Origin of the sequence: Yoonia ponticola (genome assembly GCF_014199395.1) — a bacterium.
GTDB classification, from domain to species: domain Bacteria; phylum Pseudomonadota; class Alphaproteobacteria; order Rhodobacterales; family Rhodobacteraceae; genus Yoonia; species Yoonia ponticola.
The window spans coordinates 196,823-210,740 of the sequence record NZ_JACIJM010000001.1; the positions used below are offsets into that span (position 1 = coordinate 196,823).

Here is a 13,918-nt window from a genome sequence, read left to right on the forward strand (position 1 = left end):
GGACTAATCGTATGTTGTTGACCGCCACAGATATCCACAAAACCTTTCATACCGCAGACGGTCCCTTCACCGTACTACGCGGCGTCGATCTGGCGCTAGAAGCGGGCGAAAGTCTCGCGCTGACGGGCGAAAGCGGAAGCGGGAAGAGCACGCTTTTGCATCTGATTGGTGGGCTTGATACGCCAGATCAGGGGCAGATTATGATTAATTCTGCAGATATTGCTGCTATGGATGATAACGGGCGTGCGGCGTTGCGGCGCGGGACCGTGGGCGTTGTGTTTCAGCAGTTTAACTTGATCCCCAGTTTGCGTGTCGCCGACAATATAGCGTTTCAATCTAGGCTTGCTGGTCGAGATGATCCGAAGTGGAACGCGGATTTGGCGGATCGCATGGGATTAACCGCGCATTTGCGGAAATATCCCGAGCAGTTGTCAGGTGGCCAGCAGCAGCGCGTTGCGATTGCACGGACATTGGCACCGAGGCCAAAGCTGGTTTTGGCGGATGAGCCGACTGGTAATTTGGACGAAGCCACGGCTGATGATGTGATGTCGTTGATGTTAGATCTGGTGGCTGACGCAGGCGCGGGCCTGTTGATGGTTACGCATTCGATAGCTTTGGCAGAACGCTTGTCGCGGCGGGTACACTTGCGAGCAGGGCAGGTTGCGGCGTGACACGAGCAGCCCTTTCCGCACTCTTGTCGCATTGGTGGCGTAACCCTATGCAATTGTTCACGCTGCTGGCAGGGCTTGCTCTGGCAACCGCGCTTTGGTCGGGGGTGCAGGCGGTCAATACCGAGGCCCGTGCAAGTTACGATAGTGCCGCTGCGACCTTGGGTGAGGCGGGGTATGACCAGCTTGTCAGTGGTGATGACCAGCCGATCTCGCTAGAGACTTATGTAGCGCTACGCCGTGCTGGCTGGCTTGTCAGTCCGGTAATTGAAGGGCAGATCAACGGCGTGCGCTTGATCGGGATCGAACCATTGACCGCGCCGAGCAGTCTTGGGCCAGTTAATCTGGCCGACGGTGCTGATATTGGGGCGTTTCTGTCTGGGCGGGGCCAAGTTTATGGTACGGTAGAGACGCTTGCTGCGCTCGATGTCACGGGGTCTGTCGCACCGGACCTTGCGCCGAACGTAGCCTATACCGACATTGGCGTGGCGCAACGGATGTTAGACCGTGCAGGTGAAGTCGATTTATTAATTGTCGCGCCGGATCAGCCGCTGAGGCAGCTTGCTCTACGTGAAGTCGCCCCGAACCTTATCCGCCGCGCCGCTGCCGCTGGTTCGGATGTGGGCAAGCTGACCGACAGCTTTCACCTGAACCTGACCGCCTTTGGGCTGTTGTCGTTTGCTGTTGGAATTTTCATTGTGAACGGCGCGATTGGGCTGGCGTTCGAGCAGCGCCGCCCTGTTGTGCGGACCTTGCGTGCGCTTGGCGTGCCGCTTGGGGCGTTGATTGGGTTGATTGCAGTGGAGTTGATGCTGATGGCCTTACTAGCAGGCATTATCGGCGTCGCCTTGGGCTATGTGATCGCCGGAATGCTGTTGCCAGGAGTGGCCGCGACGTTGAACGGCCTCTATGGCGCGTCGGTTGCTGGCACGTTGCAATTGCGCCCAAGCTGGTGGATTTCGGGCCTCGCGATTGCGCTGGGCGGAACCGCATTGGCCGCGACTGGCGCCTTGTGGCAATTGAGCCGGATGCCGTTGCTTGCCGCCGCCCAACCGCGTGCGATGGCGATGGCGGCGGGCAGACGCGCAAAGGTGCAGGGCGGGTTGGCAGCGATCTTGATCATTGCAACGCTGATTTTAGCCGCGACGGCGCAGGGTCTTATCGCCGGATTTGCGATGTTGGCAGCGCTGCTCATCGGCGCGGCGCTTGGCTTGCCTATCATCCTCAGTGCGGTTCTGGCGTTTTGCGCCAACCGCGCACGTGGCGTCGTGGGGCAATGGTTCTGGGCCGATACGCGCCAGCAATTACCGGGCTTGTCGCTCGCGTTGATGGCGTTGCTACTGGCGATGGCCGCGAATGTTGGTGTGTCCACGATGGTCAGCAGTTTCCGGCTGACCTTTGTTGGGTTCCTCGATCAACGTCTGTCATCGGAGCTATATGTCACGGCTGCAGACGCCAATCAGGCCGCGCAGATCACGGAACGTATCGCATCTGAAGTCGACGTGATCCTACCGATCCAGTCGGTGACGATGCCTATCGCAAGCATCCCGACTGAGGTTTTTGGAACCCGCATCCATGACACTTATCGCGACACTTGGGTGCTGTTGGATAGCCTTGATCTGCCTTGGGATCAGGTTGCATCGGGCGAGGCGATTTTGATTAACGAACAGTTATTCAGGCGGGCGGGATTGAACGTTGGGGATCAGGTCATGCTGGACGCTGTGCCGCTGACCATTGTCGGTGTCTACGGTGATTATGGCAATCCGATTGGACAGGCGGTGATTGGTGAAGACCTGTTTGTAAAGCTGTATCCTGACGTCGGACCGTTGCGGTTTGGGGTACGGGTTCCTGAAGCTGACGTGAACCGTGTGCGCTCGATTTTACGTGACGACGTGGGGATTCCCGACGCGCAGATGATTAACCAAGCGGGAATCAAGGCGTTCTCGCTAGACGTCTTTGACCGGACATTTGTTGTGACCACGGCGTTGAATGTGCTGACCTTGGCGGTTGCCGCCTTTGCTATATTGATGAGCCTGCTGACCCTCGCGACGATGCGCGTCCCGCAATTGTCCCCTGCTTGGGCGGTTGGAATGACGCGTGCAGAACTCGGGCGGCTCGAAGTCATTCGGGCCGTTTTGCTCGCGCTTTTGACGGCGGTGATTGCACTACCGCTTGGTCTCGCGCTGGCGTGGGCATTGCTGGCGGTTGTGAATGTCGCGGCGTTTGGCTGGCAGTTGCCGATGTACCTATTCCCGTGGGATTATGTGCGTCTGTTTGGTTTTGCGGTTCTCGCGGCGGCGATTGCGTCGCTATGGCCCGCGATCAGACTTGCGCGAACGCCGCCTGCTGGTTTGCTCAAGGTATTTTCCAATGAACGCTAAGATCATCGTCCTCGCACTGACGCCATTCGCGGCAAACGCCCAAGGTTTTGCAGGGCTTGGTGGTGCTGCGGATGGGTTTGGGTTGCCGACGCCCGCGCCCACATTCGATTTCCCAACGGATCACGGCCCGCACGATAATTACCGCATTGAGTGGTGGTATCTGACCGCAAATTTACAGGCGGATGACGGCACCGATTACGGTTTGCAGTGGACGTTGTTTCGCTCTGCGCTTGCACCTGAAACGGGCTCTGGTTGGACCGCACCGCAACTGTGGATGGGCCACGCTGCTGTGACGACGTCGACGGATCACTACGTGAGTGAACGCATCGGACGCGGCGGCATTGGCCAAGCAGGCGTGACCGCCGCGCCGTTCAGCGCGTGGATTGACGATTGGCAGTTCAGTGGTGATTGGCAAACGATGGCGATGACCGCGAGCGGCACGGATTTTGCCTATGACATGGACCTGAACGCACAAGGGCCACTGATTTTTCATGGTGATGACGGCTATTCGGTGAAGTCGGCTGGCGGACAGGCATCGTATTATTATTCGCAACCGTATTTCGATATTGCGGGCACTTTGACGCTGCCTGACGGCGATGTTGCCGTGACGGGCAGTGCCTGGCTTGATCGCGAATGGTCGTCTCAGCCATTGGCGGCGGACCAGACGGGTTGGGATTGGTTTTCACTGTCGTTTGATGACGGGGCCAAGATGATGGGATTTCTGCTGCGGCAATCTGATGGGACGGCGTATTCGTCGGCCACGTGGATCGCGGCAGATGGTACGACGACAGCTTACCCTGATGGTGCATTTCGGGCAGAGGCTCTTGAAACATCAGCAACATCTGGGGCCACGGTCCCGACGACTTGGCGTGTTCAATTGCCGGATCGTGGTGTCGACGCGACGGTGACGGCAGTAAATAGCGATGCGTGGATGCAGACTTCGGTTCCGTATTGGGAGGGTCCAGTTCGGATTGAAGGCAGCCACACGGGGCGCGGATATTTGGAGATGACAGGCTATGAATAACTGGTTCGAGACACTGAACGGCACCCAAGATATGGTCTGGGATCGTCTTTGCACGAGCGCGGATAACAATGCCTTGGTGGCGCTGGGTACGATCAGTGTCGATGGACTGCCCGAGGTGCGCACTGTCGTGCTGCGCCATGCCGACCGGGCGACGCGGACCTTGGAAATTTACACAGACCTTCAGTCGGATAAAATAACCAGCCTACGGGCGCATCCTAACGCCAGTATCCTGCTATGGGATGATGCCACATCTCTGCAAATCAGGGTGCAAGCCAAGGTTGCGATCCTCAGTGGTCCGCAAGTTCTGGATCGGTGGGCCGCAGTTCCCGATCACTCAAAAATCAGCTACGGTATAACGCCCGCCCCTGGCCAGATTATCCCCGACAGCACAGCTTACACCAAGACCCCGAATGCTGACGTTTTTGCGGTTCTGTCCTGTGAGGCAACGCATATTGACGCGGTCTATTTGGGCGATATTCATCGCCGCGCTGCGTTCTCACAGGTTGGTGACTGGGCGGGAAACTGGTTGGCTCCTTAACATGGCGAGGGTTATCAAACTGTTATGAAAAATCAGTTTCCCCAGACACGTGATCTTGTCCTTGTTGGCGGTGGCCATACCCATGCACTTGTGCTGCGATCTTGGGCGATGAAGCCGCTACCCGGTGTGCGTCTGACGGTGATTAATCCGGGGCCGACTGCGCCTTATTCTGGGATGCTACCGGGGTTCGTGGCGGGTCATTATACACGCGCAGAGTTGGATATCGACCTCGTGCAGTTGGCGCGATTTGCGGGTGCGCGAGTGATATTGGGCGCGGTTAACCATATCGATGTGGCGAGCAAGTTGATCCGCGTGCCGGAGCGCGCGCCGATTGCATATGACGTCACCGCGATTGACGTAGGTATCACATCAACGATGCCGCAATTGCAGGGTTTCACCGATCACGCCATTCCGGCCAAACCGTTGGGTCATTTTGCGACGAAATGGGATGCGTTTCGCGCGGACACCAAAGACCCACATATTGCGATTATCGGCGGTGGCGTTGCGGGTGCCGAACTGGCGATGGCGATGTCACATGCATTGCGCCGCGATGGATCTGCCAATGCCGTCGTGCAGTTGGTGGACCGGGGTAAGGTCTTGAAAGACCTACGTGATGTCGCGAAGCAAAAGATGCTCGTAGCGCTGGCAGACCAAGGCGTGACATTAATTGAAGACGCCGATGTGACCGAAATCACTGCCGATGGTATCTTGTTATCGGACGGTGAAACTATCAAATCGGACTTCACCACGGGCGCTGCTGGGGCGAAACCGCATGACTGGGTGGCTGGTCTGAATTTGGACATCCACGAAGGTTTTATCAGCGTGAATAGTGCCCTGCAGTCAAGCAACGAAGACGTGTTTGCTGTTGGCGATTGCGCACATCTTAGCTTTGATCCGCGCCCAAAGGCGGGCGTCTATGCCGTGCGCGAGGCACCTGTGCTGTTCGACAATCTACGGGCGCGATTATCTGGCGGCGAATTGCGGGCATACAAGCCACAAAATGACTACCTCAAGCTGATCTCACTCGGTGATAAATCCGCGCTGGCCGAGAGATTTGGGACGGCACTCCAGGGGCCGCTTTTGTGGAAGCTCAAGAACCATATCGACCGCAAATTCATGAACCAATTTGTGGGGCTGACGCCGATGGCGCAACCGGAGGTGCCTTTGACGGTCGCTGATGGCCTGCGCGATGTGCTGGGCGACCGCCCGATGTGTGGCGGTTGCGGTGCTAAGGTTGGGCGCGGTACGCTGCGTCATGCTCTTGCTAAACTGCCTGATGACAAACGTGCTGATGTACTCTCAGCGCTCGGTGACGATGCCGCGATTTTGACTACGGGTAATACGACCCAAGTCATGACGACGGACCATCTACGCGCCATGGTGGACGATCCGGTCGTGATGACACGCATCGCCGCCATTCATGCGCTGGGCGACGTTTGGGCAATGGCGGCCAAGCCACAGGCGGCGACGGTGACGATCATCTTGCCGCGCATGTCGGCGGCGTTGCAAGAACGCACTCTGGCGGAAATCATGGTCACGGCGCATGATGTGATGACCGACGCGGGGGCCGCGATTGTGGGTGGGCATACGTCGCAGGGGGACGAGTTGACCATCGGTTTCACAGTCACAGGATTGGTCGAAAAGCGTGCGATCACGCTTGCTGGTGCAAAGTCCGGTGACGCATTGATCCTGACGAAACCTATCGGATCGGGTGTCATCATGGCAGCGGAGATGCAATGCAAAGCGGCGGGCGCGGATGTGGCGGCGGCGCTTGCGCATATGACCGAAGGCCAAACCGCAGCGTCCGGTATTTTGGCCGACGCACACGCTATGACCGACGTGACCGGTTTCGGGCTGGCGGGGCATTTGGCTGGGATATGCGAAGCGTCTGGCGTTGGTGCTATGGTCGATCTCGCAGCGGTTCCGGTGATGGATGGCGCATTGGACTTGGTTAAATCGGGTGTACAATCATCTCTTTTCGCGACGAACCGCGCTGATGTTGCGGGTGTTAAGGCGACCAATTGTGCGTTGTCGGAGCTTATGTTTGATCCCCAGACAGCTGGTGGCTTGTTGGCCGCGGTTGATGCGGCATTGGCGCAAAAGCTAGTGGATCGGCTGCAAAACGAAGGCTACCCAGCTGCAATTATTGGGACCATCACTGATCAGGTCGGACGGATCATCCTGCAGGATTAATCAGCGCTGCAATTTGATTTGTGACCTTTGCGAGCCCTGCATCATCCAAGGTTTCCGCATGGATATGCCCTACTAGATCAAATACGTGCCCATCGCGCGCTTTGTCATATGCGCTATCGTAATGCGTCTGCATCAAGGATGCTGCCAGTGCTTTGAGATTATTGGCGTCGAGCAAATCTTCCCACGCGTTCACCGTCGCGTGGCTTTTGATATAGCGCATCGGCTGTAAACGCTGCCGCAGGTCGTCCAAATCGGCGGTGACGTCCGCGTAGGCATTTGCCAAGAACGCGGCCCGCGCATCAAGGCTGGCAGAGATCATCACGCGCGGCGCCGCGCACATTACGGACCATAGCGATGGAGGCAGATTGATCCGGCCGATCTTGCTGCTTTCGGCTTCGATGATCACTGGCTGATCTGGATCGCAACGTACCAAGGCACAAGCCAGCGCTGTTTCAAACGCCTTTTGTGAGGGTTGTGGCGTGGGCATTTGACCCAACATTGATCCGCGATGATGGGCCAGTCCTTCGAGGTCGATCACTTGCACACCTTGCAATCTGAGCCGCGCAAGGAGTGCGGTTTTGCCTGTTCCGGTGTTCCCATCGAGCAGAATGATCCGATGCGGCAGTGGCGTCTCGTAAAGATACTGATGCACCAAGCGGCGAAATGTTTGATAGCCGCCCGCGATGGTTTCAGCCCGCCAGCCGATCTGCTGCAAAATCGACGCAAACGACCCTGACCGCTGCCCGCCACGCCAGCAATACACCAGCGGTTGCCAGCCGCCGTCTTTGTCCCGCAATGGCCCATCGAGATGATCTGCAACATTCCGTGCGACCATCGCAGCGCCGCGTTTGCGGGCCTTGAACGGGCTGTCTTGCACATACATCGTGCCGATTTCAGCCCTTTGGTCGTTTGACAACGCGGGTAGATTGATCGCGCCGGGAATGTGGTCCCCGGCAAATTCGGCAGGCGTGCGGACGTCGATAATCGTGTCCGCAGCGTTCGCCAATATGTCGTTTAATGTGGTAAATGTCAGGGGCATGGCGCGAGTTATGCCGGTGTCAGTGGCACCCTGCCGTTGTCGGTCAAGATGTGACACTCGCGTCCATCAAATACTGCAGGGATCAACGCGCCGCCGCGACCTGCACCAGCGTCCAGATCAATGCGGTTGCCAAAATGGGTTGGCGCATCAAGGGCAGTGTGGCCGTGGACAATGAGCTTGCCGTGATCGGTGGTGTCTTCGAGAAAACCTTCACGAATCCAAAGCAGATCTTCGGGGTCTTGATCAGCCATAGCAACGCCCGGTCTGATGCCCGCATGGACGAAAATCAGGTCGTCGGTTTCGATCCACAACGGCAGGTTATTCACGAAATCGACATGAGCCGCAGGTACGGCTTTCGCTGTTTCCTGCTGTAACTGGTCTGGCGTCAATGCACCCTGGTCTGTTTGAAAATGCAGGAGAATTTCCAATTCGCCACGGGTGTGCGCCGCGAAGATCGGTTCGCCTGTCACACCATAAGACGCGATTGCATTTGTGCCGCCGATACGTGGGTTCAGGTAATTCAGGCCGGGTGCGATAAGCGGGTCGTGCTGTTTGCCCATCGTCACGAAATTGGTGAACATCCGGTCGTGGTTGCCTTTGATGAAACGCCAGTTTTTGCCGGATGCTTTGCCGTCGATCAGGCGGTCGATCACAGCGCAACTGTTCAGGCCACGGTCGGTGTAATCACCCAGAAATACGATATCCGCGTCTGGCCCGCCGTCCTGCGTGATAAGGTCCAAAGCATGATCGAGCATTTCAATTTGGCCGTGAATGTCGCCGATCGCATAGATCATCTGGTCGTGTCCTCGTTGCCGGTGCGCCTGTCGCACGCTGCTAAGGCTGGGATATACAAAAACAGATCAAGGCGAAAGGGCCGCCCCGTGAAGAGCGGCCCTTTGATTTAGACTTCGAATTTGAGCGTCTTGATCTTTTGGAACAGGCCCGTGTCGGCCAGCGCTTTCAAAGCGGGTGCAGTGACTTCTTCGTCGACGTACAATAGCGCGATAGCTTGGTCGCGCGCGGCAGAGCGGCCCAAGGTAAAGTTCGCGATGTTAACGTTGTGTTCACCCAGCGTTTGACCCAATGAGCCGATGATGCCCGGTACGTCTTTGTTGGTTGTGTAAAGCATGTGTTCACCGATCTCGGCGTCAAGGTTGATGCCTTTGATCTGGATAAAGCGAGGCTTGCCGTCGCTGAACACAGTCCCTGCGATAGAGCGTTCCATTTTCTCAGTCACAACAGTTACTTTAACGTAGCCGTCATAAGAGCCAGATTGGTCTTGTTTTGTTGTGGATACCTGAATGCCGCGCTCTTTGGCGATGACGGGGGCAGAGACCATGTTTGTATCTGGATTCGCCTTTTTCATGATGCCTGCGATGACAGCAGCGGTCAGTGCTTTGAGGTTCATGTCGGATGCTTCGCCATCGAACAAGATGTTGATCGCTGTGATCGGCTCTTCGTTAACTTGACCCGCAAAGTTACCAAGGTGGCCGGATAGTTTGATCCACGGGCCCATGATCTTGGCTTCTTCGGCAGTCACGGACGGCATGTTCAGCGCGTTGGAAACAGCACCCGTCAACAGGTAGTCGGACATTTGCTCGGCAACCTGGAGGGCGACGTTTTCTTGCGCTTCGGTTGTGGCAGCACCCAAGTGCGGTGTGCAGACAACGTTTGGCAGGTTGAACAACGGGCTGTTAGTTGCAGGCTCGACAGCGAACACGTCGAACGCAGCGCCAGCCACGTGGCCGGATTTCAACGCTTCAGCGAGAGCTTCTTCATCGACCAGACCACCGCGGGCACAGTTGATGATCCGCACACCTTTTTTGGTCTTCGCGATGTTCTCGGCGGACAAGATGTTGGCCGTCTGATCCGTGAACGGGACGTGCAATGTGATAAAATCAGCATTGGCGAGCAATTCGTCCAATTCGACCTTTTTCACGCCCATTTCAGCGGCTTTTTCTTCGCCAAGGAACGGGTCGTAGGCCATGACTTTCATGTGCAGACCTCTGGCGCGGTCGCAAACGATCCCGCCGATGTTACCCGCACCAATCACGCCCAGCGTTTTGCCTGTCAGCTCAACACCCATGAATTTGGACTTTTCCCATTTGCCAGCGTGTGTGGACGCGGATGCTTCTGGGATTTGACGCGCAACAGCGAACATCATCGCAATAGCGTGCTCGGCGGTTGTGATCATGTTGCCGAATGGCGTGTTCATGACGATGATACCGGCTTTAGACGCGGCTTCTTTGTCGATGTTATCGGTGCCGATACCTGCGCGGCCGATGACCTTCAGGTTTGTGGCGGCTTCGATGATCTTTTGGGTCGCTTTGGTCGCAGAGCGGATCGCAAGACCGTCGTAATGCGGGATCGCGGCCAGCAGCAGGTCTTTGTCTTTGCCAAGGTCTGGCTGGAAATCAACGTCGATGCCACGGTCTTTGAAAATCTGAACAGCAGCGGCAGAGAGTTTGTCGGAAATCAGTACTTTAGGAGCGGCCATTGGTATGGTCCTTCAACATAAGGGGAATGTGCCACCCCATCAGCGGGGTGGCGAATTTTCTAGAAAATTCGTGGCGTTACGCTGCGATTTCAGCTTCGAACGCCCATTTCAGCCATGGCAACATGGCGTCGATGTCGGATGTTTCCACCGTCGCACCACACCAGATCCGCAGGCCGGCAGGGGCGTCGCGGTAGGCGCCGATATCAAGCGCGACATCTTCGTCGGCGAGACGTTTTGCAACGGCTTTGGCGAAGGCCGCACCGTCGGTAATCCGGTCGTCTGTGAACTTGAGGCAAACAGATGTGTTCGAGCGTGTCGCCTCGTCTTCAGCCAAGTTCGCGATCCAGTCGTTTGCATCGCAGAAGTTAAAGATCGCTTGCGCGTTGGCGTTGGCACGACCTTGCAGGGCTTTCAGGCCACCGATGTCTTGCGCCCATTTCAGCGCGACAAGGTAATCCTCAACAGCCAGCATCGACGGCGTGTTGATGGTTTCGCCCTTAAAGATGCCTTCAATCAATTTGCCGCCTTTGGTCATGCGGAAAATCTTTGGCAACGGCCATGCAGGTGTGTAGTTTTCCAGACGCTCAACAGCGCGTGGCGACAGGATCAGCATGCCGTGTGCGGCTTCTCCGCCCATGACTTTCTGCCAAGAGAAAGTCGTCACATCCAGTTTGTCCCAAGGCAGGTCTTGGGCGAATGCCGCAGACGTCGCGTCGCACAATGTCAGGCCAGCGCGGTCCGCAGGGATCGCATCGCCGTTTGGCATCCGCACGCCGGATGTTGTGCCGTTCCACGTAAAGCAAACGTCATTGTCATAGTTCAGCGCGGACATATCAACGATGTGACCGTAATCAGCTGTGTGTGTCTTTGCTTCGATTTTCAGTTGCTTGACCACGTCAGTGACCCAACCTGCGCCAAACGATTCCCATGCGACCATTTCGGCAGGGCGTTCGCCCAGCATGGACCACATGGCCATTTCAAACGCGCCAGTGTCCGACGCAGGGACGATGCCGATGCGGTAATCCGCAGGCACGCCAAGGATCTCGCGGGTGAGGTCAATCGCCTCAGCCAGTTTGGACTTGCCAACAGCGGCACGATGCGAGCGGCCCAAAGGCGCGTCAGCAAGCTTGTCCAAAGAAAATACGGGGGGCTTGGCACATGGGCCAGAAGAAAAACGTGCGTTAGCCGGGCGCACTGCCGGTGGTGTCGTAACCATTGCTGGTATCCTCACAGATAAATGCCCTTCGTTGGGGAAGGGTGTCCCACTTGGCGGGATACGCAGAAGTTGAGAGAACAGCAATAGGCAAAGTTGGAACGTTCGTGGGGCAGTGCAGTGAAACTCTGCAGTATCCGGGGCGTTGTTTCCGATTGTATTCACTTGGTATCGGCCGCTGGTTTCGGGGCTGCACCAAAGCGTGGTTTCAGCGGCAAGTTTTGGTTAACTGCAAAACTACCAAACATAATCAAGCCAATCCCCGCTAGCTGACTACCGCTGAGCGATTGATCGTAAAAAATGTAATCAACGCCAATCGCGACAACGGGATAGACGAATGACATCACAGCAATGACCGCTGTCGGTAGTTTTTGGAACGCTGAATACAGCAAGATATACATCAAGCAGGTATGGACCCCGCCAAGAATAACCAGGTAGCCCCACTGGACGCCTTCAATTGCGCCAAGCGCGCCAAAGTTTGCGAAAGGTAGCAGTAACACAGCACCAAGACTGACTTGGATTAACGCGATCACATGCGGACGGATACCTTTCAGTTGCTTCGTGATCATCGTGGCAATTGCGTAAAGAACCGCAGCAGACAAAGCTAATCCCAGACCAGCAACATAATCAGAAGAGAACGACAGCGACGATAGGTCGATATTCACAACCATCATCACGCCCACAAAGGCCACAACGATCCATGTGATTTTGTTGCGGGGAATGGCTTCGCGTAGAATGACTGCGCCGATCAGCAACAAGAAAAACGGCTGCGTATGATACACGGCAGTCGAAGCCGATATGGACGCCATCGCATAAGAACTGAATAACAAAACCCAGTTGGCAACGATGGCGATGCCCCCCGCCAAGGTCATCAGTAAAGTCATGCGGGTCAGGCCAGTGTTCCTCAGAAACCCGCGTGCCAGGCAGAAGGCGAACAGGAACCCTGCGCCAAAGAGGCAGCGAAAGAAGACGACGTTGTAAGCACCCTGACCGGATTCAACGACGAAAAACCCTAATGTGCCGGACAAAAACATGGCAGCAGCCATCTCTAGCGTCCCTCGGGTGCGTTCAGTCATGGTCGCCATTTTGAAATTCCTTAAGCGTTCGGTTTTCACGAGTTGTTTGTAATTGGACAGTCCTACTGTGCTTGATTGATACCTTCAGTCGGGCTGACGACGTGAATTAGAAATCCTAAGTGAGGCTAAGGTTATGCTGCGACAGTGCGAAGTGAACCGATGTGTCGTTTGCTTTGAAACGGCTGATCGACTAGGTTTTTCGAACGCTATTTATATTTAATCAAGGCCTCGTGCTTGCCAGATAGGCGTGCGAGGTCGTTTAGGGGCTAAATATGAAAAAACTGCCGCCCCTGAATGCGCTTCGTAGTTTTTGTGCTGTGGGGCAATATCAGTCGATTGCCCGGGCCGCCGCCGAACTCGGCGTTTCCGCATCAGCTGTTAGTCAACAAATTAAGGCACTGGAAAGCTGGATGGGCATTCAGCTGTTCATACGCGGCAAATCGAGCGTTGAACTCACCGCGAAGGGGGCAACCTACTATGCCCAAGTCTGGCAATCACTTTCGATGATTGAAGAGGCGACAAGTGAATTGCGTGGGGACGATTCCGTAACGAATCTGACGATATCGGTGCTGCCGTCCTTTGCGTCGCTCTGGCTCGTTCCCAGATTGATCGGGTTCAAGACGCTATACCCCGACGTTGATGTCTCGATCCTGACGACAAACGATCTGGTCGATTTCAGCGCGGGCGAGGTGGATATCGCGGTGCGCTATGGCCAAGGTGATTATCCGAACCTGACGAGCCGCAAGTTGATGTCAGAGGCGATAAACGTCGTCTGCACGCCAAAAGCGCGCGACGCCTACATCCAGAAATACGGCGGCGTCGAGAACCTTGAGGGACTGGCTGAAGTCCACTTCATCGATGATGTTGGACCAAATGTAGGTTTTAAATCGAATGTCAGCGACTGGCTGCATCAGAACGGGCTGAGCCGGAATGCCTTAAATTACGCGTATCGTTTCACGGATAGTCATATCGCGATCGAGAACATGATCTCTCAAAATCTGTTCATGCTGGCGCGATTGTCGTTGGTTGAGAACCGCTTGGATGCTGGCACTGTCGTTGCGCCCTTTGGGCCGTGGAGCACCGAAAGCGCGGCATATTACGTCGTTCATCCTGACCACATGACGTTAAGGCCGGTCGCCAAGTTGTTTGTGAAATGGCTGTCCAAGGAATGTGCGCAGTGGGACGCAAGCCGTGTTTTGAAAACGCCGGCGCTGTAAAAGGCCCCAGCATACTGGAAGGAAATCCCGACAGTTAGGAATGCAGATCGGAAACTTTGCGCATGTCGTTGC

11 protein-coding genes are annotated in these 13,918 nt (G+C 56.0%); 6 read left to right on the forward strand and 5 right to left on the reverse strand.

Translation table 11 applies throughout. The features are described from left to right. Positions 1 to 11: 11 nt before the first annotated feature. The 5 genes from FHS72_RS00965 to selD are packed head-to-tail and all read left to right on the forward strand — an operon-like array spanning position 12 to position 6,804. Positions 12 to 671 carry an ABC transporter ATP-binding protein gene (locus FHS72_RS00965; protein WP_183524185.1) on the forward strand — a complete coding sequence of 220 codons (660 nt, stop codon included), beginning with the start codon at positions 12 to 14 and terminating at the stop codon, positions 669 to 671. Positions 672 to 718: 47 nt separating this feature from the next. Next, complete coding sequence (locus tag FHS72_RS00970) at positions 719 to 3,049, forward strand: ABC transporter permease (RefSeq protein WP_221235301.1); 2,331 nt, start codon at positions 719 to 721, stop codon at positions 3,047 to 3,049. Beyond that, positions 3,039 to 4,073 (forward strand): lipocalin-like domain-containing protein, encoded by a 1,035-nt coding sequence (locus FHS72_RS00975; RefSeq protein ID WP_183524191.1) that lies wholly within the window; start codon positions 3,039 to 3,041, stop codon positions 4,071 to 4,073. Before FHS72_RS00970 ends, FHS72_RS00975 begins: the two co-directional genes overlap by 11 nt. Next, on the forward strand, positions 4,066 to 4,611 hold the full coding sequence (locus tag FHS72_RS00980; RefSeq protein ID WP_183524194.1) for a pyridoxamine 5'-phosphate oxidase family protein: 546 nt from the start codon (positions 4,066 to 4,068) through the stop codon (positions 4,609 to 4,611). The genes FHS72_RS00975 and FHS72_RS00980 overlap by 8 nt, the downstream gene beginning before the upstream one ends. Before the next feature lie 24 nt (positions 4,612 to 4,635). After that, positions 4,636 to 6,804, forward strand: a complete 2,169-nt coding sequence (selD, locus tag FHS72_RS00985) for a selenide, water dikinase SelD (RefSeq protein ID WP_183524197.1) — start codon at positions 4,636 to 4,638, stop codon at positions 6,802 to 6,804. Here selD and mnmH read toward each other — a convergent pair. The 5 genes from mnmH to FHS72_RS01010 all read right to left on the reverse strand — a co-directional run bounded on the left by mnmH (position 6,788) and on the right by FHS72_RS01010 (position 12,638). Next, positions 6,788 to 7,900, reverse strand: a complete 1,113-nt coding sequence (mnmH, locus tag FHS72_RS00990) for a tRNA 2-selenouridine(34) synthase MnmH (protein ID WP_343042621.1) — start codon at positions 7,898 to 7,900, stop codon at positions 6,788 to 6,790. The two genes, selD and mnmH, sit on opposite strands and share 17 nt — an antisense overlap. Continuing rightward, positions 7,852 to 8,637: a metallophosphoesterase gene (locus tag FHS72_RS00995; RefSeq protein ID WP_183524203.1), complete on the reverse strand. Its 786-nt coding sequence runs from the start codon at positions 8,635 to 8,637 to the stop codon at positions 7,852 to 7,854. Before FHS72_RS00995 ends, mnmH begins: the two co-directional genes overlap by 49 nt. 107 nt (positions 8,638 to 8,744) lie before the next feature. Next, entirely contained in the window at positions 8,745 to 10,340 is a 1,596-nt protein-coding gene (gene serA / locus FHS72_RS01000) for a phosphoglycerate dehydrogenase (protein ID WP_183524206.1), read from the reverse strand. Positions 10,341 to 10,416: 76 nt separating this feature from the next. After that, a complete protein-coding gene (locus tag FHS72_RS01005; RefSeq protein WP_183524209.1) occupies positions 10,417 to 11,556 on the reverse strand; it encodes a phosphoserine transaminase in 1,140 nt (379 codons plus the stop codon). A gap of 158 nt (positions 11,557 to 11,714) precedes the next feature. Continuing rightward, positions 11,715 to 12,638, reverse strand: a complete 924-nt coding sequence (locus tag FHS72_RS01010; RefSeq protein WP_183524212.1) for a DMT family transporter — start codon at positions 12,636 to 12,638, stop codon at positions 11,715 to 11,717. Between the two features lie 263 nt (positions 12,639 to 12,901). Between FHS72_RS01010 and FHS72_RS01015 the strand changes: the two genes are divergently transcribed. Continuing rightward, positions 12,902 to 13,846, forward strand: a complete 945-nt coding sequence (locus FHS72_RS01015) for a LysR substrate-binding domain-containing protein (protein WP_183524215.1) — start codon at positions 12,902 to 12,904, stop codon at positions 13,844 to 13,846. The last annotated feature ends 72 nt before the right edge of the window (positions 13,847 to 13,918 follow it).